Source organism: Streptomyces jumonjinensis, from assembly GCF_009600885.1.
In the GTDB taxonomy this organism is placed as follows: Bacteria; Actinomycetota; Actinomycetes; order Streptomycetales; family Streptomycetaceae; genus Streptomyces; species Streptomyces jumonjinensis.
Map to the genome: position 1 here is coordinate 10,363 of NZ_VCLA01000105.1, position 23,831 is coordinate 34,193.

At 71.5% G+C, this 23,831-nt stretch carries 23 protein-coding genes and 1 riboswitch; of the genes, 13 read left to right on the forward strand and 10 right to left on the reverse strand.

What is annotated here, in order from left to right:
• Positions 1-248 (reverse strand): SAV_6107 family HEPN domain-containing protein (locus FF041_RS12150; protein ID WP_267133189.1); only part of this gene is annotated, 248 nt, incomplete at its 3' end.
• A 156-nt stretch (positions 249-404) separates the two neighbouring features.
• Here FF041_RS12150 and FF041_RS12155 point away from each other — a divergent pair.
• The 5 genes from FF041_RS12155 to FF041_RS12175 all read left to right on the forward strand — a co-directional run bounded on the left by FF041_RS12155 (position 405) and on the right by FF041_RS12175 (position 6,615).
• Positions 405-1,229 (forward strand): ATP-binding cassette domain-containing protein, encoded by an 825-nt coding sequence (locus tag FF041_RS12155; RefSeq protein WP_323391755.1) that lies wholly within the window; start codon positions 405-407, stop codon positions 1,227-1,229.
• Positions 1,201-3,288: a YhgE/Pip family protein gene (locus FF041_RS12160; protein WP_153522845.1), complete on the forward strand. Its 2,088-nt coding sequence runs from the start codon at positions 1,201-1,203 to the stop codon at positions 3,286-3,288. The genes FF041_RS12155 and FF041_RS12160 overlap by 29 nt, the downstream gene beginning before the upstream one ends.
• A 78-nt stretch (positions 3,289-3,366) precedes the next feature.
• Positions 3,367-3,984: a TetR/AcrR family transcriptional regulator gene (locus FF041_RS12165; RefSeq protein WP_153522847.1), complete on the forward strand. Its 618-nt coding sequence runs from the start codon at positions 3,367-3,369 to the stop codon at positions 3,982-3,984.
• 458 nt (positions 3,985-4,442) lie between these two features.
• On the forward strand, positions 4,443-5,054 hold the full coding sequence (locus tag FF041_RS12170; protein ID WP_323391757.1) for a DUF4126 domain-containing protein: 612 nt from the start codon (positions 4,443-4,445) through the stop codon (positions 5,052-5,054).
• 58 nt (positions 5,055-5,112) lie between these two features.
• Positions 5,113-6,615, forward strand: coding sequence for a phytoene desaturase family protein (locus tag FF041_RS12175; protein ID WP_153522849.1), 1,503 nt, complete (start codon positions 5,113-5,115; stop codon positions 6,613-6,615).
• 282 nt (positions 6,616-6,897) lie between these two features.
• Here the strand turns inward: FF041_RS12175 and FF041_RS12180 are convergent, their stop codons facing one another.
• From FF041_RS12180 to FF041_RS12205, 6 genes are all read right to left on the reverse strand, one after another.
• Positions 6,898-7,833, reverse strand: coding sequence for a hypothetical protein (locus FF041_RS12180; protein ID WP_153522851.1), 936 nt, complete (start codon positions 7,831-7,833; stop codon positions 6,898-6,900).
• Between the two features lie 51 nt (positions 7,834-7,884).
• Entirely contained in the window at positions 7,885-8,802 is a 918-nt protein-coding gene (gene metF / locus FF041_RS12185; protein ID WP_153481540.1) for a methylenetetrahydrofolate reductase [NAD(P)H], read from the reverse strand.
• A gap of 264 nt (positions 8,803-9,066) precedes the next feature.
• Positions 9,067-9,717, reverse strand: a complete 651-nt coding sequence (thiE, locus tag FF041_RS12190; RefSeq protein WP_153481541.1) for a thiamine phosphate synthase — start codon at positions 9,715-9,717, stop codon at positions 9,067-9,069.
• Between the two features lie 177 nt (positions 9,718-9,894).
• Positions 9,895-10,260 carry an Rv2175c family DNA-binding protein gene (locus FF041_RS12195; RefSeq protein WP_323391759.1) on the reverse strand — a complete coding sequence of 122 codons (366 nt, stop codon included), beginning with the start codon at positions 10,258-10,260 and terminating at the stop codon, positions 9,895-9,897.
• Between the two features lie 123 nt (positions 10,261-10,383).
• A complete protein-coding gene (locus FF041_RS12200; RefSeq protein WP_153522899.1) occupies positions 10,384-11,559 on the reverse strand; it encodes an NAD(P)/FAD-dependent oxidoreductase in 1,176 nt (391 codons plus the stop codon).
• Positions 11,560-11,672: 113 nt separating this feature from the next.
• Entirely contained in the window at positions 11,673-12,011 is a 339-nt protein-coding gene (locus FF041_RS12205; RefSeq protein WP_323391762.1) for a hypothetical protein, read from the reverse strand.
• 101 nt (positions 12,012-12,112) lie between these two features.
• A riboswitch (TPP riboswitch) is annotated at positions 12,113-12,225 on the forward strand.
• Here FF041_RS12205 and thiO point away from each other — a divergent pair.
• The 6 genes from thiO (at position 12,223) to FF041_RS12235 (ending at position 18,246) form a co-directional block, all read left to right on the forward strand.
• Positions 12,223-13,419, forward strand: coding sequence for a glycine oxidase ThiO (gene thiO, locus FF041_RS12210; protein ID WP_153522853.1), 1,197 nt, complete (start codon positions 12,223-12,225; stop codon positions 13,417-13,419). (Overlaps the previous riboswitch by 3 nt.)
• A complete protein-coding gene (gene thiS / locus FF041_RS12215; RefSeq protein WP_194292000.1) occupies positions 13,416-13,631 on the forward strand; it encodes a sulfur carrier protein ThiS in 216 nt (71 codons plus the stop codon). The genes thiO and thiS overlap by 4 nt, the downstream gene beginning before the upstream one ends.
• Positions 13,632-13,638: 7 nt before the next feature.
• Entirely contained in the window at positions 13,639-14,433 is a 795-nt protein-coding gene (locus FF041_RS12220) for a thiazole synthase (protein ID WP_153522855.1), read from the forward strand.
• A 258-nt stretch (positions 14,434-14,691) separates the two neighbouring features.
• The gene (gene pknB / locus FF041_RS12225) at positions 14,692-16,620 is read left to right on the forward strand and encodes a Stk1 family PASTA domain-containing Ser/Thr kinase (protein ID WP_323391764.1); all 1,929 of its coding nucleotides are present in this window, start codon (positions 14,692-14,694) and stop codon (positions 16,618-16,620) included.
• 110 nt (positions 16,621-16,730) lie between these two features.
• Positions 16,731-17,582 carry a deoxyribonuclease IV gene (locus tag FF041_RS12230; protein WP_153522856.1) on the forward strand — a complete coding sequence of 284 codons (852 nt, stop codon included), beginning with the start codon at positions 16,731-16,733 and terminating at the stop codon, positions 17,580-17,582.
• An 85-nt stretch (positions 17,583-17,667) separates the two neighbouring features.
• On the forward strand, positions 17,668-18,246 hold the full coding sequence (locus tag FF041_RS12235) for a DUF4396 domain-containing protein (protein ID WP_153522858.1): 579 nt from the start codon (positions 17,668-17,670) through the stop codon (positions 18,244-18,246).
• A gap of 146 nt (positions 18,247-18,392) precedes the next feature.
• Here the strand turns inward: FF041_RS12235 and FF041_RS12240 are convergent, their stop codons facing one another.
• Positions 18,393-19,025 carry a sulfite oxidase-like oxidoreductase gene (locus FF041_RS12240; RefSeq protein ID WP_153481546.1) on the reverse strand — a complete coding sequence of 211 codons (633 nt, stop codon included), beginning with the start codon at positions 19,023-19,025 and terminating at the stop codon, positions 18,393-18,395.
• Between the two features lie 158 nt (positions 19,026-19,183).
• On the opposite strand from FF041_RS12240, the gene bfr reads away from it, so the two are divergent.
• Positions 19,184-19,663, forward strand: coding sequence for a bacterioferritin (bfr, locus tag FF041_RS12245; protein WP_153481579.1), 480 nt, complete (start codon positions 19,184-19,186; stop codon positions 19,661-19,663).
• A 67-nt stretch (positions 19,664-19,730) separates the two neighbouring features.
• Here bfr and FF041_RS12250 read toward each other — a convergent pair whose 3' ends face one another.
• Both FF041_RS12250 and FF041_RS12255 read right to left on the reverse strand, forming a co-directional pair.
• Positions 19,731-19,970 carry a (2Fe-2S)-binding protein gene (locus tag FF041_RS12250; protein WP_323371215.1) on the reverse strand — a complete coding sequence of 80 codons (240 nt, stop codon included), beginning with the start codon at positions 19,968-19,970 and terminating at the stop codon, positions 19,731-19,733.
• A 211-nt stretch (positions 19,971-20,181) separates the two neighbouring features.
• On the reverse strand, positions 20,182-21,534 hold the full coding sequence (locus FF041_RS12255) for a class II 3-deoxy-7-phosphoheptulonate synthase (protein ID WP_323391766.1): 1,353 nt from the start codon (positions 21,532-21,534) through the stop codon (positions 20,182-20,184).
• A 312-nt stretch (positions 21,535-21,846) separates the two neighbouring features.
• On the opposite strand from FF041_RS12255, the gene FF041_RS12260 reads away from it, so the two are divergent.
• Positions 21,847-23,784, forward strand: coding sequence for an anthranilate synthase family protein (locus tag FF041_RS12260; RefSeq protein ID WP_153522862.1), 1,938 nt, complete (start codon positions 21,847-21,849; stop codon positions 23,782-23,784).
• Positions 23,785-23,831: the final 47 nt, after the last annotated feature.

Genomic DNA, 23,831 nt, shown 5'->3' on the forward strand with positions numbered 1-23,831 from the left:
CGGGCGGCGAGCACCGCGGCGGCCGTGCGCAGAGCGGCGAGATGGGCCGTGGCGTACCGCTCGTTGGGCGTTTCGAGGGCGGCGGCCTCATCGAGGCCGGTGCGGGCCTGGGCGAGCAGACCGAGGGCGGCGGGCGGCGCCGAGGCGCGGCGCGGGACGGGGTGCACATCGCTCGCGGGCCCCGCCGCCGGGGGGACAGGTCCGGCGGTACGACGCCGGTGCGCGGCTGCCGTGGGACGGCTGGCCATGACGAACCTCCTGTCGTCGTGTGACGGCACTGTGGCCGTATGTGTCCATCGTGGGGGACGCCACTGACAATCGGCCCTGACCTGCGCTTTTGCCTCAACAGTCGGGACAGCGCTAACTTTTGCACTGACTAGTCAGTCTAAAAGAGGGGGAAGTGCGTGGACAGCCCGCACGGGGCGGCGGTCGTCGCAGAGGGGTTCGGGCTCAAGGGCCCGCGCGGCTGGGCGTTCCGCTCGGTGGACATCGACGCGGAACCCGGCTCGCTCATCGCGATCGAGGGACCGTCCGGCTCCGGCCGCACCTGTCTGCTGCTGGCGCTCACCGGCCGGATGCGCCCGGCCGAAGGCCGCGCCGAGGTCGGCGGGCTGGCGCTGCCGCGCAGGATGGCCGCCGTCCGCAGGATCAGCGCGCTCGGCCCCGTACCGGCCGTGAGCGAGCTCGAACCCGCGCTGACGGTCGCGGAGCATCTGCGCGAGCGGGCCCTGCTCCAGCGCCGGTTCGACGGCTCGCTGCGGTTTCTGCTGCGCTCCCGCGCGGACCGGTCCGCCGAGGCCCGGGGCCGGATCGAGGACGCGCTGGCCGCCGCCGGTCTCGACCCGGACACGCTCCCCAAGGGCGAGCGCACCCCCGTACGCGATCTGGAGCGCCTCCAGGCGCTGCGGCTCTCCATCGCCCTCGCCCTGATCGGACGCCCCCGGCTGCTCGGCGTCGACGACGCCGATCTCAAGCTGTCCGACAGCGAGCGGGCCGAGGGCTGGCGACTGCTGCGCTCGGTCGCGGAGTCGGGGACGACGGTGCTCGCGGTGTGCAGCCAGGCGCCCGAGGGAACGACGGTCGTCCGCGCGGACACGGCGGCCCCCGCCCCCGCCCACGCCACAGCCGACGACGGCAACGACAGCGACAGCGACAGCGACAGCGACAGCCACACCGGTGACGACGAGGAGGAGACGGCCGATGCGTTCGCCGAGACTGGCCGCGCTTGAGTTGAGGCGGTTCGGCAGGGGCAAGCTGCCCCGGGCCGCCGTGGTCGCGATCGTGCTGCTGCCGCTGCTGTACAGCGCGCTGTACCTCTGGTCCTTCTGGGATCCGTACGGACGGCTCGACCGCATCCCCGTCGCCCTCGTCAACGACGACAAGGGCGCCAAGGCCGACGGCGAGAAGGTCGCCGCGGGCGATGAGATCGCCAAGGGCCTGCGCGACAGCGAGGTCTTCGACTGGCACGAGGTCAGCGCGGCCGAGGCCCGCAAGGGCGTCGAGGACGGCGCGTACTACCTCTCGCTGACCATGCCGAAGGACTTCAGCGAGCGGGTCGCCTCCAGTTCGGGCGACTCGCCGCAGACCGGTGCTCTCCAGGTCCGCACGAACGACGCCAACAACTACATCGTCGGGCAGGTCTCCCGCACCGTCTTCGCCGAGGTGCGCACCGCCGCGTCCACCAAGGCGTCCCGCTCGTTCCTGGACCGGATCTTCATCTCCTTCTCGGACATCCATGACGCGACCGCGGACGCCGCCAAGGGCGCGGACGACCTCAAGGGCGGCATCGGAAAGGCGAAGGACGCCTCCGGGGAGCTCGCGAACGGTCTGAAGAGCGCCAAGGACAACACCGGCAAACTGGCGGGCGGGCTGGCCACGCTCACCCAGGGCGCGAGCGATCTGGAGTCCCTCTCGCACCAGATCGCGAGCGGCACCCAGGCGCTCTCCGACAAGGTGAACGCCTATGCCTCGGACGTACGCCCGTTCCTGGAGAAGAACGGAACCTCGATCGCCGACACGGCCCGGCTGGCCGCCGACTCCGCGCAGGTGATCCGCGACGACCTCGGCGCCCTGGCGGACTCCGCGCCCACCGCGGCGACCGAGGCCCAGAAGTCGGCCGACGCGCTGACGGCGCTCCATCAGGAGCAGTGCGTGGACGCGGCGGAGCCCGACGCCGCCGCCTGCCCCGCCCTGGAACGCGCCGCGACCACCGCCGCCGACGCCGCCGAGAACGTGGCCGGGGTCAGCGCCTTCGTCCAGGGCAACAAGGACGGTCTGACGGAACTGGACGGCCGCCTCGCCGACTTCCAGCAGAAGGCGACGGACCTCGCCGAGCGCGCGCCCGGTCTGGACAAGGACCTGACGACGGCCATCGACAAGATCAACACTCTCAACACGGGTGCCGGGGCGCTGTCCCAGGGCGCCGCCGAGCTGCACACCGGTCTGACCGGCGCGCGCACCGGCTCCAGCGAGATCGACAGCGGTGTGGGCAAGCTCCGCGAGGGCGCCGGGGACCTGGACGGCGGGATGTTCAAACTCGTCGACGGCTCGGCCGAGCTGGCCGGCGGTCTGCACGACGGCGTGGCGAAGATCCCCGACTACGACGAGAAGGACCGCGACCGGCGTACGGAGGTGATGGCCGATCCCGTGAAGCTGGCCAGCCAGACCCTGAACAAGGCGCCCAACTACGGCACCGGGTTCGCCCCGTACTTCATCCCGCTCTCCCTCTGGGTCGGCGCGATGGTCGCGTACATGATCATCCAGCCGATGAACCGGCGCGCGCTCGCCGCGGGCGGCTCCGCCTGGCGGATCGCGCTGGCGGGCTGGCTGCCGGTGGTGGCCATCGGACTGGTCCAGGTCGGGGTGCTGATGGCGGTGCTGCACTGGTCGCTGGGGCTGAAGACGGCGCACGCCGCCGGAACGGTCGCCTTCCTCGCCCTCGTCGTCTGCTGTTTCGCCTCGATCATCCAATGGCTCAACGCCCGCTTCGGGGCCGCCGGGCGGATTCTCGTCCTGGCCGTGCTGATGCTCCAGCTGACCTCGGCCGGCGGCACCTATCCCGTACAGACCAGTCCGGCGTTCTTCAACGCCATCCACCCCTTCCTCCCGATGAGCTATGTGGTGGAGGCGCTGCGCAGGCTGATCACCGGCGGCGGTCTCGAACCGGTGTGGCAGGCGAGCGCGGTTCTGCTCGCCTTCACCGCGGGCGCGCTGGCGCTCACCGCCCTGACCGCGCGGCGCAAACAGGTGTGGACGCTCGACCGGCTCCATCCCGAACTGAGCCTGTGAGCGGCTGAGCCCATGAGCGATCCGGCCCGCGCCGCGAACACCCCTGTGAAACCCGTGAGACCTGTGAGAATCGACACCATGGACGCGAAGGACAACAGCAGCAGCAGACGCCGGGCGACTCGGGCGAAGCTCTACGAGGCCGCGGTGACGCTCATCGCGGAGCAGGGGTTCTCGGCGACCACGGTGGACGAGATCGCCGAGCGCGCCGGAGTGGCGAAGGGCACGGTCTACTACAACTTCAAGAGCAAGTCGGAGTTGTTCGAGGAGTTGTTGCGGTACGGCGTCGGTCTGCTGACCGCCTCGCTGCAGTCCGCCGCCGACGAGACGGCGGAGCGCGGCGGCGGCAAGGTCGAGGCCCTGGACGCGATGATCAGGGCCGGCCTGGTCTTCATCGACCGCTATCCGGCCTTCACCCAGCTGTACGTGGCCGAGCTGTGGCGCACCAACCGGGCGTGGCAGTCCACGCTGCTGGTGGTGCGTCAGCAGGCGGTCGCGGTGGTCGAGACGGTGCTGCGGGAGGCCGTGGAGAGCGGTGAGCTGAGCGAGGAGATCGATATTCCGCTCACCGCGGCGGCGCTGGTGGGGATGGTGCTGGTGGCGGCGCTGGACTGGCAGTCCTTCCAGCGGGAGCGGTCGCTGGACGATGTGCACGGGGCGCTCTCACTGCTGTTGCACGGGCGGGTGAGCGGTCGCTGAAGCCGGGCCCGTGAACGGGGCGGCATGACGAGAAGGCGCCGGTACGGCGGGGCTCCCCCGAGCCTCCTGCCGTACCGGCGCCTTCCGTTTCCCCGTTCGTGCCCCCGTGCCTCCGTGCCTCCGTGCCTCCGTTTCTCCCCCGTTCGCTCCCCCGCTGCTTCCCCCCGGTCCTTCCCCCGTTTCCTTCCCCCCGGTCTTTCCCCCGCTTCCTTTCCCTGGTCTCCCCCGATTTTTCCCCCGCTGTCGCCCGGCGCCCCCGCACCCGGCCCGGGGGAGCCGCGCCGTTCCGCCGCCCCGTGCCGGCGGTACCGGCGCCGCGCCCTCCCGTGGCCCTTACTCTTCCGTCCGCCGGGCCGCCGCCCATCCGCGCGGGTACTCATCTCACGGCTGGGTAGCCGTACTCAGCCGTCCGCGCCGGTACCCGGCCTCCCGGGCCGGAGGCTGGTTACGATCACCCCGTGTCCGTACTCCCTCTCGTCTTCACGAGCGGCTGGGCCAGCGGGATCAACGCCTACGCCGTGGTCCTGCTGCTGGGCCTCTTCGGCGCCACCGGTCTCAGCGACGAGGTGCCGGAGGCGCTCCAGCGCACGGATGTGCTGATCGCCGCCGGGGTGCTCTTCCTCTGTGAGGCGGTGGCGGACCGGATCCCCTATGTCGACTCGGTGTGGGACTCGGTCCACACCGTCATCCGGCCGGTCGCCGGGGCCGTCGTCGCCGCGCTGCTGGCCGGTGAGAGCGGTTCGCTGCCGGAGCTCGCCGCCGGCGCGGTGGGCGGCTCGACCGCGCTGGCGAGCCATCTGGTCAAGGCGGGCACCCGGATGGCGGTCAACACGTCGCCGGAGCCTTTCAGCAATATCGCCGTGAGCACGGCGGAGGATCTGAGCGTCGCCGGGGTCCTCACCTTCGCGGTCTTCAACCCGGTGGCAGCCGCGGTCGTCGCCGGGACCCTGCTGGTGCTGGGCATCTGCGCGGTGGCCCTGATGGCGTCCCGGATCCGGCGGTTCCGCAGACGCAGGGCACAGCGCCGGGAGGAGCGGCGGCTGGCGGCGACGATCCGGTCGCGGGAGTAGACCGGCTGGTCACGGGGGTGCGGAGGGAATGTCAGTGGCGGTCGGTAGAGTCGCTGGCATGGCACGGATTGCGGTGATCGGCGCTGGCATGGGCGCGATGGCGGCGGCTGCCCGGCTGGCCGTGGCAGGCCACCGGGTGACGGTGTACGAGCGTTCGGCGACCTATGGCGGCGCGGTGGGCTCCTTCGAGCGGGAGGGCTTCGTCTTCGACACCGGGCCGGCTCTGCTGCATCTGCCGGCCGTGTGGCGGGATCTGTTTCTCAAGACCGGCCGGGAGCCGCTGGAGAAATGCGTCGGCCTGGTCCAGGTCGATCCGGCGAGCAGACATCTCTTCGCGGACGGCGCCGAGGTCTCCCTGCCGAACGCCTCGCGGGCGGGCATCGTCTCCGCGCTGGAGGCCGCGCTGGGCGCGGGCGCCGGTGAGCGGTGGGGGGAGTTCCTGGGACGGGCCCGGGACGCCTGGGACCGCTCCCGGCGACCACTGCTCGAAGAGCCGCTCTGGTCCGACTGGCGGATGCTGGAGCGCGACCCCTATCCCGCGCCGAGACAGCGCAGACTGCTGCGCTCCCGGCAGGCGTCCACGGTCGCGGAGATCGGCGCGTGGGAGCTGGCCGACCCCCGGCTCGCCGCCCTGCTGGAGGGCTGTGCGCTGGGGTATGGACTGGACCCCCGGCATGCCCCGGCGAGCGCCGCGCTGCTGCCCTATATGGAGCAGACCTTCGGCAGCTGGTATGTCGAGGGCGGGCTGCGGGAGCTGGCCCGCGCGGTGTACGAGAGATGTCTGGCCCGGCGAGTGGAGTTCGTCTTCGGGGCGGAGGTGACGGCGGTCGTGGAGCGGGACGGCCGGGCGGCGGGCGTCGAGCTGGCGGACGGCACGGCGGTGGACGCCGACCATGTGGTCGCGGGCGCCGACGCGGCCGGGCTGGTGGGGCGCGAGCTCTGGAAGGACGGCGACATCCGGCCGCGGCAGGAGGCGGGCGGTGAGCCGCTGCCCGGCAGATTCACCGTGCTGCTCGCGCTGCGCGGGGCCGGATCGCCGACCGCGCACCGGAGTGTGGTGCACTCCCCCGACACCGGAGCGGAGGCCGCCGCCGTCTTCGGCGGCCGGGTCGCCGAGCTGCCCACGGTCACGGTGCTGCGGCCGGACGATCCCCGGACCCGGCCGGACGGCGGCCATGAGGCGGTCTCCGTCTCGGCGACCGTGGCGGGGCACGGCGGATCGGTCGACTGGCACGACAAGGCGCTGCGCGAGCGGTACGCGGAGGTGCTGATCGATACGGCGGAGCGCGCGTTCGCCGGAGAGACCGCCGCCGGGGGGATACGCGAGCGGCTGCTGTGGCAGGAGATCCTCACGCCCGCCGAGACGGGGCGGATATCCCCGCCCTCGCTGGCCGGGCCGGGGGGCCGTCATCTGCACCCGGCGAACACCACCGGGCTGCCGGGCCTGTATCTGGTGGGCGGGCTGGCCCACCCGGGCGGCGGGCTGGCCCATGCCGGAATGTCCGGTGCGCTGGTCGCGGGGCTGATCGTGGAGGGCCCGGGTTTCCGGGGCTCGCAGTGAGCGCCGGGGCGCTGGCGCCCTGACCGGCCGGGGTCCGGCGAAGGGTGCCGGTCCGGGTGCAGGTCCGGTTCGGTTCCGGGTGCCGGTCCGAGCCAGGTGCCGAGCCGGGTGCCGAGCCGAGCCGTGCGCCGGGCCGTGCGCCCGCTGGGCGGACCGGCTGCCCGGCGGTGAGCTGCGCAGGCCGCTGACCCGGCGGCGGCCGGCCGAGGCGGAGTACCTGCCCGCGCGCGGGGCCGCCCGCTCCGGGGAGCCGCCCGCTCCGGGCCCGGGGGCCGTCCGGTCTCAGTAGCGGTAGTGCTTGTCGTCGTACTCCGCGTCAAAGCCGTACTGCTGCTGCGACGGCTGCTGCTGCTGCGCACCGTCCTGCCCCGGCTCTTCGGTGTCACGCTGCTGGGGCACCCACACCCCGCCGGGGGGTGTGTCCGTGAGCGACTGCTGCTGCTGTGCGTAGTACGGGTCGGTGTCGTACTGCTGCGGGTTGCCGAAGCTGTCGTACCCCTCGAAGGGGTTGTACTGCTGGCCGCCCGTGTAGGGGGCGGCGTACGGCTCGTACTGCTGCGGGTCGGCGCCGAAGCCGTCCTGGCCGCCGGGCTGCCCACCGCCGTAGTACGGGTCGTACGGGCCGCCGTAGCTCTCGTCGCCGCCCTGGCCGCCGGGCCCGCCCTGGCCGCTCCGGTCCTGGGCGTCCTGCTCATAGGACCCGCCGGTGTAGACGCCGTACCCATTGGTGTCGTCCGGCATGGGCTGGGGCTCGTAGACCGGCTCGGGGTCCTGGTGCGCGGAGAGGGGCTCATAGACCGGCTCGGAGTCCGGGCTGCCGGAGTCCGGGCTGCCGGGGAGCGGCGCGTCGAAGGGCGGGAAGTCCTGCGCGTACGAAGGCGCGGTCTCCTCCACACCGGAGACGACCAGGGCGGGTTCACGTCCGTCCAGGTCGCCGGACTTGCGGCGGCGGCTGGCTCCGGGCCGGCCGCCGATCGCCCAGCCGGTGGAGAATCCCCGGCGGAACGAGAGCGTCACATAGGTCTGTCCGGTCGCGAAGGCGATCGCTCCGAGGGCGATCACCACCACGGACCCGATCAGCACCCCCAGCACGACCCCCAGGAAGCCGCCGAAGGCGAGCAGTCGCCAGCGCAGCCGCGCCTTGTACTGCAGCAGCACCTCACCGAGCAGCCACAGCGCGACGACGCCGAACGCGATATAGAGGACCGTCCAGCCCATGCCCGCCCCTCTCCTTCGGCCCCCGCTCCCGTGCGGGGCGGTTCGGGCCGATCACGACTGCTGGTGCAGTCCGAGATTCTCGTATATCTCCAGTGTCGCGGTGGAGTTGTTGAGCGTGATGAAGTGCAGCCCGGGGACACCCTCGGAGAGCAACTCCGCGCAGAACTCGGTCGCGAACTCGATTCCCAACGAGCGTACAGCGACGGGATCGTCCTTGACGTCGAGGATCCGGTCTTTCAGTCTCCGCGGCACCGCGGCGTTGCTGAGCTGCGCGAACCGTTCGAGCTGCTTGACGCTGGTGACCGGCATGATCTCCGGGATGATCGGGGTGTCGCAGCCGGCCGCCTCGACCCGGTCGCGCAGCCGCAGATAGTCCTCGGGCAGAAAGAACATCTGGGTGATGGCGTAGTCGGCCCCGGCGCGGCACTTGTCGACGAAGTGCTGGATGTCCGTGTCCCAGTCCTGGGAGCGCGGATGCATCTCGGGGAAGGCGGCGACGCCCACACAGAAGTCGCCGGACTCCTTGATGAGCCGGACCAGTTCGGCCGCGTAGGTCACTCCGTCGGGGTGCTTGACCCACTCGCCCATGGGGTCGCCGGGCGGGTCGCCCCTGACGGCGAGGATGTTGCGGATCCCCGCGTCGGCGTACTGGCCGATCATATTGCGGAGTTCGGCGATGGAGTGGTCGACGGCGGTGAGGTGGGCGACGGGGGTGAGCGTGGTGTCGGCGGCGATCTGTTCGGTGGCCCTGACGGTGCCCGCGCGGGTGGAACCGCCCGCTCCGTAGGTCACCGAGACAAAGCTCGGGGCCACCGCCTCGACCCGGCGCAGGGCGTTCCAGAGATTCCGCTCGCCCTTCTCGGTTTTGGGTGCCCAGAACTCGAAGGAGTACGACGTTTTACCGGTCGCGAGCAATTCGCGCACCGTACGTGCGCGGTCTGTCCTTGTCGATGGGGTTCCGAGGGCCATACCCGCAGGTTATCGGGGGCTAGGGGGTCACCCAACCGGAGTCCACCCTTCGGACACGGCTGATCAGGATTCGGCTTGATCACGCCGTGCCCCCGCGCGGGGCCGTATCCGCAGGTGAACGGCGTACCGGCGGGGGTGTGACGCGGGGGCCGGGAAGGGTGGCGGCCACTGTCCGGATCAGGCGATCCAGCACGATCCGAGCGACGCGGCCACGGCGTCTCCGAGGGATCAGGCCGGTCCGGCAAGATCCATCGGACGGGTCTGCTAGACGCCGCGTGCCCGTATCCGCTTGCTGAGGTCGGCGGCGGCTGCCGCCGGGTCGTCCGCCTCCGTGATCGCCCGTACGACGACGACCCGCCGGGCTCCCGCGTCCAGGACCTGGTCGAGATTGCCCGCGTCGATCCCGCCGATCGCGAACCAGGGGCGGTCGGTCCCCAGCGCGGCGGTGTGGCGGACCAGATCCAGGCCGGGGGCGTGCCGTCCGGGCTTGGTGGGGGTGGGCCAGCAGGGCCCGGTACAGAAGTAGTCCACGCCCGGCTCGGCGGCTGCCGCCTCGGCCTCGGCCGCGGTGTGGGTGGAGCGGCCGATGAGGGGGCCCTCGCCGAGGATGGCGCGGGCCGCCGGGACCGGCAGATCCCCCTGCCCCAGATGGAGCACGTCGGCGCCGATGGCATGGGCGACGTCCGCGCGGTCGTTGACCGCGAGGAGGGTGCCGTGCCGTCGGCAGGCGTCGGCGAAGACCTGGAGGGCGTCGAGCTCCTCCGCGGCCTCCATGCCCTTGTCGCGCAGCTGGACGATGTCCACCCCGGAGGCGAGGACCGCGTCCAGGAATTCGGCGAGGTCGCCCTGGCGTCTACGGGCGTCCGTGCAGAGGTAGAGCAGTGCGTCGGACAGCGACGCTCGCCTCGCGGGCATGGTGATCCCCCCAGATGGGTCGGCGGTGCGCGGGCGGAGCGGGCAGGCCCCCTGAGGGCGTGCCCGCTCCGCCCGCGCACCACATGATGTCGTCGCACCACAGGCCGTGGTGCCGGCCCGGCGCGCACCGGGGACATGAGAGGCCGGCCGGCGCGCGCGGGGCAGCGGGCAGGAACCTCAGACGGCGAGGGCCTGTGCCCGGCGCTTCACTTCCGTGCCGCGATTCTCGCTGAGCGCCTGCGCGGGGGTGCCCGGCAGGGTCGGGTCGGGGGTGAAGAGCCACTCCAGCATCTCTTCGTCGGTGAAGCCGTCGTCCCTCAGGAGCGTCAGGGTGCCGGAGAGGCCCTTGACGACCTTCTCGCCGCTGATGAAGGCGGCGGGAACCTGAAGCACCCGGTTCTCACCCCGGCGCACGGCGATCAGCTGGCCCTCCTTGACCAGCTGCCGCACACGCGTCACCTCGACATCGAGCATTTCCGCGATGTCGGGGAGGGTGAGCCCGGCAGGGACGAGAGCATCGATCTTTACGTCAATCTCGGTCACAGGACAAGCCTGCCATCGGGGACTGACAGTGGGTAGCTGGGCCCCGCCCACTTCTCGCCCGCCGTACCCACGATCCTGGCATCGTACCTGCTCGGGGCCGGTTCCCCGGGGGCCTTGGACCGCTCAGCCGGAGGCGTCCTTCAGAGGTACGGAGGGGTCCGCCGCCCGCTCCGGATCCAGCCTGGCGCCGGCGAGGATGAGCTTGCGGCCCTGCGCCAGGTCCCGGGGGCGGCCGACCGCGATCAGCGCGATGAGGACGCCGTCGCGCAGCCACAGCACCGACCAGGCGGGCTCCCCTGGGTCGCCCCGCCATACGGCCGTGTCGGCGCCGGTGTGGTCGCCCGCGTACTGGACGAACCTGCCGAACTGCTCGGACCAGAAGTACGGCACCGGGTCATAGCTCTGCGGCGGCTCGCCGGCGGTCGCGGCGATCACATTGGCGGCGACGGTCCTCGGCCCCTGGAGGGCGTTGTCCCAGTGGTGGATCAGCAGCCGTCTGCCGTAGCGCGCGGAGGGGAAGGAGGCGCAGTCCCCGACCGCGTACACATCGGGGTCCGAGGTGCGCAGATGCTCGTCGGCGGTGATCGCGCCGTCCGGCCCGGTCCCGATGCCTGAGCCGGCGAGCCAGCCGGTGGCGGGGCGGGCGCCGATGCCGACGACCACCGCCCCCGCCGTGAGCCGCCGACCGTCCGCCAGCAGCACCGTGCCCGGCTCGACGCCCGCGACGCGCGCGCCGGTGATCAGCTCGACGCCGAGCTCCGCGTACCAGTCGGCCATCGGGGCGGCGACCTCGGCGGGCAGCGCCCCGGCCAGCGGGCGGTCGGCGGCCTCCACGACGGTGACCTCGCACCCCGCCTGCCGGGCGGCGGTGGCGAACTCTGCGCCGATCCAGCCCGCGCCGACGACCACGATGCGGTGCTGTGCGGCGAGGACGGGCCGCAGCCGGGCCGCGTCGTCGAGGGTGCGCAGCAGATGGACGCCGGGGACGCCCTCGGCGCCGGGCAGGGTGATCGGCTCGGCGCCCGCGGCGATGACGAGGGTGTCGTACGGGACCGGTCCGGCCTCGGTGTCCAGCTCGTGCGCCGCGGGCCGGACGCCGGTCACCGCGCAGCCGAGCCGCAGTTCGATGCGGAGCTCTTCGAAGTCCACCTCGAAGGCGGACTCCTCGGCCGTGCCGAGCAGGATCGCCTTGGAGAGCGGCGGCCTGTCGTAGGGCTGGTGGGGTTCCGCGCCGATCAGGGTGATGGGTCCGGTGAAGCCCTGCTCGCGCAGCGCGACGGAGGTCTGCACCCCGGCCATGCCCGCTCCGACGACGACCACCCGACGCGTCTGCTGCTCAATCCGCTGCTCGCTCACGTGCCAACCTTACGTATCTGATAGATCGTCAGAGAAGAGGGCCGCCGGGACGGGTCTCACGGCAGCTGTTCGACCACGCTCGTCCCGCTGCCCTCCTGGGACTCCCACGCCCAGGTCTCCTCCAGCCGCAGCCGCAGATCGGGCAGTTCGACCACGGTCGAGACACAGTGACCGGAAGAGGTGGCGCCGTCCGTCTTCAACTGCACATAGCGGAAGTCCAGCCGGTCCCCCGCCCGGGTGCCCACCAGATGCCCCTGGACCACGTCACCGCCCGCGTACTCGGCCCAGATCCGGCCATCGCGCTCGTGATAAGTGAAGCGGGTGCGGGTGCCCACCTGCCCCGGAGCCTGATCCGCGATGGGTGAGAAGACGAGCCCGTCAAGCGACCCTGCCACTGCTGCTGCTCCCTTGCGTCCGTTGTGTCCCTTGCGCCGACATGCCACCGCCCCATCGCGTCCTATCCGACACCCGGGGCCTGGGGTTAGGGTGGCCACCGTAAAGCACTCGCGGGAGCCCGGACGCACCGGGCTGAGAGGGAGACTGGACGGTCTCCGACCGTACGAACCTGATCCGGGTCATGCCGGCGAAGGGAGGGGCTGACCGCCCATGTCGCATATCCCTGGAACACGGGACGAGCAACACCGGCCGACGCGCACCTCGGACGTCCTCGTCATCGGGGGCGGAATCATCGGCCTGGTCACGGCCTGGCGGACCGCCCAGCGCGGGCTGCGCACGACCGTCGTCGATCCGGCGCCGGGCGGTGGAGCCGCCCAGGTCGCCGCCGGGATGCTCGCCGCCGTCACCGAACTGCACTACGGCGAGGAGACCCTGCTCGCCCTCAATCTGGCGTCCGCGCACCGCTATCCCGACTTCGCGGGCGAGCTGGAGGAGGCGAGCGGCCAGTCCGTCGGCTACCGCGCCTGCGGGACCCTGGCCGTCGCCCTCGACGCCGACGACCGCGCCCATCTGCGCGAACTGCACGCCCTCCAGACCCGGTCGGGCCTGGAGTCCCAGTGGCTGAGCGGCCGGGAGTGCCGCCGTCTGGAGCCGATGCTCGCACCCGGCGTACGCGGTGGGCTGCGGGTGGACGGCGACCACCAGGTCGACCCCAGACGTCTGGCGTCCGCGCTGGTCACAGCCTGCGAACGAGCCGGGGTGACCTTCTGCCGCGACTGGGCCGAGCGGCTGACGGTCCATCGCGACCGGGCCGTCGGAGCCGAGCTCCGCACGGGCGGGAAGCTGAGCGCGGAGCAGGTGGTGCTCGCCGGGGGCAGTCTGAGCGGACGCCTCGGCGGGGTGCCGGCGGAGGTGCTGCCTCCGGTGCGCCCGGTGAAGGGCCAGGTGCTGCGGCTGACCGTGCCCCCGTCCCACGCCCCCTTTCTGTCGCGGACCGTACGGGCCGTGGTCCGCGGCAGCCATGTCTATCTGGTGCCGCGCGAGAGCGGCGAGCTGGTCGTCGGCGCGACCAGCGAGGAGCTCGGCTGGGACACCACCGTCACGGCGGGCGGCGTCTACGAACTGCTGCGCGACGCCCATGAACTGGTCCCCGGCATCACCGAGCTGCCGCTGACCGAGACCCGCGCCGGACTGCGCCCCTGCTCCCCGGACAACGCTCCGCTGCTCGGCCCGACCACCCTGCCGGGACTCCAGCTGGCCACCGGCCACCACCGCAACGGGGTGCTTCTCACCCCCGTCACCGGCGACGCCCTGGCGACCTCCCTGACCTGTGGCGTACTGCCGGACGAGGCCCGGCCCTTCACCCCCCGCCGCTTCTCCCCCCTCTCCCAGGAGCAGCCTGTATGAACAGTCTTCCCATGGCCGTGTCCCTCAACGGCGAACGGCGTGAACTCGCCACCGGAACCACCCTGGACACCCTGGTCGCGGAGTTCACCGCCACCGGGGCGGGGGTCGCCGCCGCCGTCAACGAGGCGGTCGTCCCGCGCAGCCGGTGGGCGCAGACCCCGCTCGGCGAGGGCGACCGGATCGAAGTCCTCACCGCCGTGCAGGGAGGCTGACCGCACCATGTCCGACGACCGTCTCACCATCGGCGACACCTCTTTCGACTCCCGGCTGATCATGGGCACCGGCGGCGCGTCCAGCCTGGATGTGCTGGAACGCTCGCTGATCGCCAGCGGCACCGAGCTCACCACCGTCGCGATGCGCCGGCTCGACCCCACCGTCCAGGGGTCGGTCCTGTCCGTGCTGGAGCGGCTCGGCATCCGGGTGCTGCCCAACACGGCCGGCTGTTTCACGGCCGGTGAGGCCGTGCTCACCGCCCGGCTGGCGCGCGAGGCCCTGGGCACCGACTGGATCAAGCTGGAGGTCGTCGCGGACGAGCGGACCCTGCTGCCCGATCCGGTGGAGCTGCTCGACGCGGCGGAGACGCTGGTCGACGACGGTTTCACGGTGCTGCCCTACACCAATGACGATCCGGTGCTCGCCCGCCGGCTCCAGGACGCGGGCTGCGCCGCGATCATGCCGCTGGGCTCCCCCATCGGCTCCGGCCTCGGCATCCGCAACCCGCACAACTTCCAGCTGATCGTGGAGAGCGCACAGGTGCCGGTGATCCTGGACGCGGGCGCGGGCACGGCGTCCGACGTGGCGCTCGCGATGGAGCTGGGGTGCTCGGCGGTGATGCTGGCCTCGGCCGTGACCCGCGCCCAGGAGCCGGTGCTGATGGCGGAGGCGATGCGGTACGCGGTGGAGGCGGGCCGGTTCGCCCGGCGCGCGGGCCGGATCCCCCGCAGACACTTCGCGGAGGCGTCCTCCCCGATGGCGGGCATGGCGGCGCTGGACCCGGAGCGCCCGGCGTTCTGAGACGGTGACGACTACTGACGACCGACAGTGACCGGTGACGACTGCTGGTGTCTGGTGGCTGGCGACGACCGGTGACCGTACGGCGCCGGGCGGGGGGTGCACCGGACCGGCCTGGCGCGCGGGCCCAGCCCGGCCCGGTCGAGCCGACCCCGGGACCGGAGCCGTACCCTCCGCCGCGCTGTCACAGCTCGGCTGCGATACGGCCCGGTCCCGCCCCGCCGCTACGGGGCTGTCCGAGGCGGCTCGTAGAATCCTGGGGTGGACACGACCCTCCAGGACCCTCTCGTCGGGCATGTGCTCGACGGCCGCTACCGCGTCGACGCGCGTATCGCCGTCGGCGGTATGGCCACGGTCTACCGGGCCCTGGACACCCGGCTCGACCGCGAGCTGGCGCTCAAGGTGATGCATCCCGCCCTCGCCGTCGACGCCTCCTTCGTGGAGCGCTTCATCCGCGAGGCCAAATCCGTGGCCCGGCTCGCCCACCCCAATGTGGTGGCGGTCTTCGACCAGGGCGCGGAGGGCGCGTACGTCTATCTGGCCATGGAGTACGTCGCGGGCTGCACCCTGCGCGATGTGCTGCGCGAGCGCGGCGCGCTGCGCCCGAGAGCGGCGCTCGACATCCTGGAGCCGGTGCTCGCCGCACTGGGCGCCGCCCACCGGGCCGGCTTCGTCCACCGCGACGTCAAGCCGGAGAACGTGCTCATCGGGGACGACGGCCGGGTCAAGGTCGCCGACTTCGGTCTCGTACGGACCGTCGGCTCCGTCACCCAGACCACCGGCGCCGTCCTGGGCACGGTCTCCTATCTCGCGCCCGAGCAGATCGAGGACGGCGCGTCCGGCACCCGTACCGATGTGTACGCCTGCGGGGTCGTCCTCTACGAGATGCTGACCGGCTCCAAGCCGCATACCGGCGAGACCCCCGCGCAAGTGCTCTTCCAGCATCTGAACGAGGACGTTCCCGCGCCGTCCCGCGCCGTCCCGGGGCTCGCCCCCGAGCTGGACTCGCTCGTCGCGACCGCCACGGCGCGCGATCCCGGGGCACGGCCCCATGACGCGGTGGCGCTGCTGTCCCTGACCCGGGAGGCCCGGGAGGCGCTCTCGGACGAGCAGCTGGATCTGCTGCCGCCGCGCGCCCATGACCAGGCCCGGCGCGAGGCCGCCACCGGATCGGAGGAGCGTACGGACGTGGTCCCGCGGGCGCTCCCCCTGGAGGGGTCCGGGGCCGGTCATACGGCGAGGCTGGTCATGCCGCCCGCCCCGCCCGAGCGGTCCGCCCGGCGCGGGCAGAGGCTTACCCTCCCCCGGCGTGGCGTGCTCGCGCTCGCGGCGGCGGTGCTGGCGGCCCTCGGTCTGGGAGTCGGCGTCTGGTACATCAATTCCGGACAGTTCACCCGTGTTCCGGCCGTCATCGGCCAGACCGAGAGCGATGCCCGCCAGCGGCTGGAGAGGGCCGGGCTCGATGTGCGCGAGGTGCGCGAGCGGTTCAGCGACACGGTCGAGCGGGGCGCGGTCATCGGCACCGCCCCCGCCACTCTTGAGCGGATCCGGGGCAACGGCTCGGTGACGCTCATCGTCTCGCGCGGACCGGAGATCGTCCGGGTGCCCTCGGTCGGCGGCGATCCGCTCGCCACGGCCGAGCGCAGACTGAAGGACGCCGGGCTGACCCCCGGAACCGTCAGCAGGGCCTTCAGCGAGACGGTCCCCCAGGGCTCGGTGATCCGTACGGACCCGCAGGCGGGAGCGGGGCGCAGCCCTGACTCCCCGGTGGCGCTGACGGTCAGCAGGGGTGCGCCGGTCAAGGTCCCCGATGTGACCGGAGATCCGGTGGCGGAGGCCACCGCCGCTCTTGAGGGCGCCGGTTTCACGGTGGAGATCGCCTCCGGACGGGTCAACTCGGTGCAGAAGGCGGGCTCCGTCGCCCGTCAGTCCGCGACCGGGGGCGCCAAGCTGGCGAGCGGCGACACGGTCACCCTGACGGTCTCCAAGGGCCCGCGCCAGGTCAGCGTCCCCGATGTCACGGGCAGGAGCGCCGACGACGCCAGGAGCGAGCTGGAGTCCGCGGGCTTCGAGGTCGAGGTCGAGAAGAGCTTCCCCTATCTCGGCGACACCGTGGAGCGCCAGTCCCCGGAAGCGGGCGGCCGTGCGCCCGAGGGGAGCACAGTGACCATCACGCTCAAGGGGCTCTGACCCGCCCCCGCCGCCCGGCCCCGCCCCGGGAGCCTCCCGGGGCCCAGGAGCATCACCACCCGCGCCCGTACACAGACCCCGCACCCGATCGAGAGACTCAGAGACACACCATGCGCAATCCCGTCGGCGGACATGTACCCGTGGCGGGCGGCCTCGCCAGAACCGGTCTCGGATACGCCCATGAGCTGAAGGCGGAGACCCTTCAGGTCTTCGTGGCCAATCCGCGCGGCTGGGCGACGCCCCCGGGCAATCCGGCGCAGGACGAGGCGTTCCGCACCGGATGCGCCGAGGACGGCCTCACCGCGTATGTCCATGCGCCGTATCTGATCAACTTCGGCTCGCACACCGAGGCCACCGCCGAGCGGTCCGTCGATTCGCTGCGCCACTCGCTCCGCAGAGGCCGGGAGATCGGCGCGCTGGGGGTGGTGGTGCACACCGGTTCGGCGACCGGGGGCCGCTCCCGCGAGGTGGCCCTGGCGCAGGCGCGGGAGCTGATGCTGCCGCTGCTGGACGAGCTGACCCATGACGACGACCCGTTTCTGCTGCTGGAGTCCACGGCGGGACAGGGCTTCTCGCTCTGCTCCCGCGCCGAGGACTTCGGCCCGTACTTCGAGGCGCTGGACTCCCACCCCCGGCTCGGCGTCTGTCTCGACACCTGCCATATCTACGCGGCCGGACACGATCTCGCGGCCCCGGACGGAACCACCCGGACCCTGGACCTGCTGGTGGAGACGGTCGGCGAGGGGCGGCTCAAGCTGATCCACGCCAATGACTCCCAGGAGACCGTCGGCGCGCACAGGGACCGGCACGCCAATATCGGCGCGGGTCATATAGGCGAAGAGCCGTTCCGGGCGCTGCTGCGGCATCCGGCGACCGCGGGTGTGCCGCTGATCATCGAGACGCCCGGCGGCAAGGAAGGGCATGCGGCGGACGTGGCGCTGCTGAAGAGCCTCCGCCAGTAGTGATCAATAGGGTAGCGGGATACCCCTAGGGGGTATAAGGTTCCTGAGTCGACAGGAACCTTATACCTGACTTTGGGGATCTCTCATGCAGCACGACGCCCATGCCCACCACGCGGGACACGGCCAGCCCTCGGACTCCATGGACCATCGCCACGACGCCCACAGCGCGCACGAGAACCACGGTTCCGGGGGGCATGGCCAGGGTCATGGCCACCATCAGCACGGCGGCGGGGTCAGCTGGGGCATGGCCGCCAGAGCGACCCTCCACTGCCTCATCGGCTGCGCCATCGGCGAGGTGCTCGGCATGGTGATCGGCACCGCGCTGGGCTGGCACAACGCGCCGACAATGGCCCTGGCGATCTTCCTGGCCTTCATCTTCGGCTACTCGTTCACCATGTTCACGATTCTCCGGGCGGGCCTCAGCTTCAAGGCGGCCCTCAAGGTCGCGCTCGCCGCCGACACCCTCTCCATCGCGGTCATGGAGATCACCGACAACAGCGTGCTGGCGCTCTGGCCCGGGGCGATGCACGCCGAGCTCACGGACGGGCTGTTCTGGTACGCCCTCGCCATCGCCTTCGCGGTCGCCTTCGCGGTGACCACTCCGGTCAACAAGTGGCTGATCGGACGCGGCAAGGGCCACGCCGTGATGCACCAGTTCCACTGAGGCGGCACTCCGCGCGGACCCTACGGAGGAACTCCCGGCTTCCGGACCCGGTCTTCCGGAGCCCGGTCTTCCGGCTCCCGACCCTCCGGAGCCCGACCCTCCGGAGCCCAGCCGGCCCGGAGCCCGGCCGGCCCGGATACGGCGGCCTACAGCTCGGGGCCGTCTCCGGGCTCCTCCTGGTAGGAGTACCGCTGCTCCCGCCAGGGGTCGCCGAGGTTGTGGTACCCCCGCTCCTCCCAGAAGCCCCGCCGGTCGGCGGTCATGTACTCCACACCCCGGACCCATTTGGGCCCCTTCCAGGCATAGAGATGCGGCACGATCAGCCGTAGCGGAAACCCGTGCTCCGCGGTGAGCAGCTCACCGTCCTTATGGGTGGCGAAAATCGCACGCTCGGCGGTGAAGTCGGAGAGCCGCATATTCGCGCTGAATCCGTATTCGGCCCAGACCATGACATGAGTGACGCCGGGCGCGGGCGGCGCGAGATCCACGATCGTCCGGGTGGGCACACCACCCCATTCGGCCCCGAGCATGCTGAATTTCGTGACGCAGTGCAGATCGGCGACGACCGTCGAAAAGGGCAGCACCGAGAATTCCGCATGGTTCCAGCAGTGTTTATCGCCGTCTGCCGTGGCGCCGAAGACCCTGAACTCCCAGCGGTCCGGCTTGAACTTGGGCACGGGTCCGTAGTGGGTGACCGGCCAGCCGCGCTGCACTCGCTGTCCCGGGGGAAGCGCGGAATCCTCCGGCCCACGATAATCCCGGCTCTCCGGCTGACCCATGCCTCAATGGTGACAGATCGGGAGGGGTGGTCATGACCAGGTCTGGCCCGATTCGGGCAACTCCTACTAAGGAGGCACTTACTGGACGGCTCCCGATGGCGATGCGAGGATGCGCGCACCTGCCCCCCGAGGCGATACACGTGGAAGGAGCATCCGCGATGCAGGGCGACCCCGAGGTCATCGAGTTCCTCAATGAGCAGCTGACCGGCGAGCTGACCGCGATCAACCAGTACTGGCTCCACTATCGCATCCAGGAGAACAAGGGCTGGACAAAGCTGGCCAAGTACACGCGCGCCGAATCCATTGACGAGATGAAGCACGCGGACGTACTGACGGAACGCATTCTGTTCCTCGACGGTCTGCCGAACTACCAGCGTCTCTTCCATGTACGGGTCGGCCAGACGGTGACCGAGATGTTCCAGGCGGACCGGCAGGTCGAGGTGGAGGCGATCGCCCGGCTCAAGCGAGGCATCGAGGTGATGCGCGCGAAGGGGGATGTGACCTCGGCGAATATCTTCGAGTCGATCCTTGAGGACGAGGAGCACCACATCGACTATCTCGACACCCAGCTGGAGCTGATCGAGTCACTGGGCGAGCCGCTCTATCTGGCGCAGCAGATCGAGCAGCCGGAGAGCTAGGCGGAAAGCCAGGCGGAGCGCGGAACGACTGGACGGCTGGACGGCTGGACGGAGAGCGAGCGGGCTACTAGGCCGCTTCGTCGACGGCCACGGCCGCCAGCGCCGGCTTTCCCTCATCGAGCAGTTCCCGGCGCGGGCAATTGCCCCGGCCGAGGAGGGACTGAATCCTGCGCACACACGATCCGCAGTCCGTGCCCGCCTTACTGGCGGAGGCTATCTGGCGGGGAGTGCAGGCTCCGGCTGCCGCGTGTTCCTTCACCTGCTTCTCGGTGATCCCGAAACAAGAGCAGACGTACACGCGGTTCACCTCCCGAGGCTCCCGAAGGACTGTTGGTCGTGCCTTACCCGATTTCTCGGTGAGGCTAACCTAACCTTACCTGCCTCGACAGCGGCGGAACACCGGCTATAAGCGAGGTGGGGCACGGATCACATGGATCCGTGCCCCACCGTCGTACTGTTCAGCGGCCCCGCGGAGAGATCAGCGGGCCATGGCCCGCCTCAGCCGTCCGCGGACGGTCTCACTGGTCGCGGTACATCTCGGCGACCAGGAAGGCCAGGTCCAGGGACTGGCTGCGGTTGAGCCGGGGGTCGCAGGCCGTCTCGTAGCGCTGGTGCAGATCGTCGACGAAAATCTCGTCGCCACCTCCCACGCACTCCGTCACATCGTCGCCCGTGAGCTCGACGTGGATGCCGCCCGGGTGCGTGCCCAGCGCCTTGTGCACCTCGAAGAAGCCCTTGACCTCGTCGAGCACATCGTCGAAACGCCGGGTCTTGTGACCGGAGGCGGCCTCGAAGGTGTTGCCGTGCATCGGGTCGGTCACCCAGGCCACGGTGGCGCCGGAGGCGGTGACCTTCTCGACCAGCTCGGGGAGCTTGTCGCGGACCTTGTCGGCGCCCATCCGGACGATGAAGGTCAGCCGGCCGGGCTCGCGCTCCGGGTCCAGCCGGTCGATGTAGGTCAGCGCCTCGTCCACGGTGGTCGTCGGGCCGAGCTTGATGCCGATGGGGTTGCGGATCTTCGACGCGAACTCGATGTGCGCCCCGTCCAGCTGGCGGGTGCGCTCACCGATCCAGACCATATGGCCCGAGACGTCGTAGAGCTCTCCGGTACGGGAGTCGGTGCGGGTGAGCGCCGACTCGTAGTCGAGCAGCAGCGCCTCATGGGAGGCGTAGAACTCGACCGTACGGAACTCCGCCGGGTCGGTGCCGCACGCCTCCATGAAGTTCAGCGCGTTGTCGATCTCACGGGCGAGCTGCTCGTAGCGCTGGCCCGAAGGCGAGGACTTCACGAAGTCCTGGTTCCAGGCGTGCACCTGGCGCAGATCGGCGTAGCCGCCGGTGGTGAAGGCGCGCACCAGGTTGAGCGTCGCGGCGGAGGCGTTGTACATCCGCTTGAGCCGCTCGGGGTCCGGGATGCGGGCTTCTTCGGTGAAGGCGAAGCCGTTGACGGAGTCGCCCCGGTAGGTGGGGAGCGTCAGCCCGTCGCGGGTCTCGGTCGGCTTGGAGCGCGGCTTGGAGTACTGGCCGGCGATACGGCCGATCTTCACCACGGGCACGGAGGCCGCGTAGGTGAGCACCGCGCCCATCTGGAGCAGCGTCTTGAGCTTGGCCCGGATCTGGTCGGCGCCGACGGCGTCGAAGGACTCGGCGCAGTCGCCGCCCTGGAGCAGGAACGCTTCGCCCCTGGCGACGGCTCCCATCCGGGCGCGCAGCTGGTCGCACTCGCCCGCGAAGACGAGCGGTGGATACGATTCGAGGTCCGCGATCACATCGCGCAGAGCCTCGGCATCGGGGTACTCGGGCTGCTGCGCCGCGGGCAGGTCTCGCCAGGTGTTGCCACCAGCGGGGGTGGTCTTAGCGTTCACGGTCACATCGCCAACAGTACGGGGTCGCCGCCCGCGCTCCCGAGGCCGCCCACTAAATGAGACAGACTCCATCGGTCCGCTCGCCGGCGGACGGTTGGGGTAGGGTTCCCGGCATGCTCGCGCACAGTGACCAGAGTCATCTGAACCAGAACTGGTGGTGGACCGCTCATCCGGCGGCCCGCTGACTGCGCGTACTCACATTCACTCGCGAAGGCCGCCCGAGGGGCGGCCTTCGGTGTTTCCCCCGGGGAAACCGGCCGTTCCTCCCACGCTCCACCGGAACCGCCGGCCACTGGATCCCTGGAAGGAACCCACCGGATGCACCCCACAGGACCCGCCCCTGACCGCGTCGTCGCCGACCTGTTCGCCGACCTTCTCGCCGACGACCGCCCTTTCGCCCTGCTCCACCGGCGTACTCCCGGACATGATCAGGACACCGTCGAGCTGCTGATCGGCCCGGTCGCCGAGATCGGCACGCTGGGCGAGATCCCCGTCACCGACCGTCCCGTTCTCGCGCTGATCCCGTTCCGGCAGATCAGGGAGCGCGGCTTCGATGTGCGCGACGACGGCACACCGCTGAGCTTGCTGATCGCCGACGAGTCGTACGCCCTCCCGCTCCCCGACGCCCTGGCGGCGCTCCCCGCGCGGGGGGTGCGGGTCGAGGACGGAGGCTTCGATGTGCCGGACGCGGAGTACGCGGAGGTCGTCCGGCGGGTCGTCGACGAGGAGATCGGCGGCGGCGAGGGCGCGAACTTCGTCATCCGCCGCACCTACACGGGCCGGATCCCCGGGTTCGGACGGGCCGACGCGCTGGCCCTGTTCCGGCGGCTGCTGGCCGGTGAGCGGGGCGCGTACTGGACGTTCGTCGTCTGCACCGGGGAGCGCACCCTGGTGGGCGCCAGTCCCGAGGTGCACGTACGGATGACCGGAGGCGGCGATTCCGGACGGGCGGGGGGCGGCGGGACCGTGGTGATGAACCCGATCAGCGGCACCTTCCGCTATCCGCCCGGCGGCCCGGACGCGGACGCGCTGCTCCGCTTCCTCGACGACCCCAAGGAGCGCGACGAGCTCTCCATGGTCGTGGACGAGGAGCTGAAGATGATGTGCACGGTGGGCGACATGGGCGGGGTGGTGGTCGGGCCCCGGCTGAAGGAGATGGCGCATCTCGCGCACACCGAGTACGAGCTGCGCGGCCGTTCCTCGCTCGATGTGCGGGAGGTGCTCAGGGAGACCATGTTCGCGGCGACGGTCACCGGCTCCCCGGTGCAGAACGCCTGCCGGGTCATCGAACGCCATGAGGCGGGCGGGCGCGGCTACTACGCGGGGGCCCTGGCCCTCATCGGCCGGGACGCGAGCGGCGCGCAGACCCTCGACTCGCCCATTCTCATCCGTACCGCCGACATCGACGCCGACGGCGGGCTGAAGGTGGCGGTCGGGGCCACGCTGGTACGCCACTCCGACCCGGCGGGCGAGGTCGCCGAGACCCATGCCAAGGCGGCCGGGGTGCTGGCCGCGCTCGGGGTGCGCCCCGCAGCCGCGCGGGAGCCGGCGGCGCGGCCCCGGCTGGCCGACGATCCCCGGGTGCGCGCCGCGCTGGACGGGCGGCGGTCCTCGCTCGCGCCGTTCTGGCTGCGGATGCAGGAATCCGCGGCCGAGCGCCGGGGGCATGCGCTGGTGATCGACTCCGAGGACACCTTCACGGCGATGCTGGCGCATCTGCTCCGGTCGACCGGTCTGGAGGTGACGGTACGGCGCTTCGACGAGCCGGGGCTGCGCGACGCGGCGCTCGCCCACACCGGTCCGGTGGTGCTGGGGCCCGGTCCGGGCGATCCGTGCGACCCCGCCGATCCGAAGATGCGCTTTCTGCGCGAGCTCACCGCCGTACTGCTGCGGGAGCACCGCCATGGGCTGCTCGGGGTCTGTCTGGGCCATGAGCTGATCGCCGCCGAGCTGGGCCTCGGGATCGTACGGAAGGACGCGCCGTACCAGGGGGCGCAGGAGCGCATCGACTTCTTCGGACGGGTGGAGACGGCGGGCTTCTACAACAGCTTCACCGCGGTCTGCGACGGGAGGCAGGCGGCGGAGCTGGCGGCCCGGGGCGTGGAGACGGCGCGTGATCCGGCGACCGGGGAGGTCCACGCGCTGCGGTCGGCCTCGTTCGCCTCGGTGCAGTTCCATCCGGAGTCGGTGCTGACACTGGACGGGCCGGGGGTGCTGCGCGAGCTGCTCTCCGGCTCACCGCTCGTCCGGCCCTGAGGCCGGTCTTGAGGCCGGTCTTGAGGCCGGTCTTGAGGCCGGTCTTG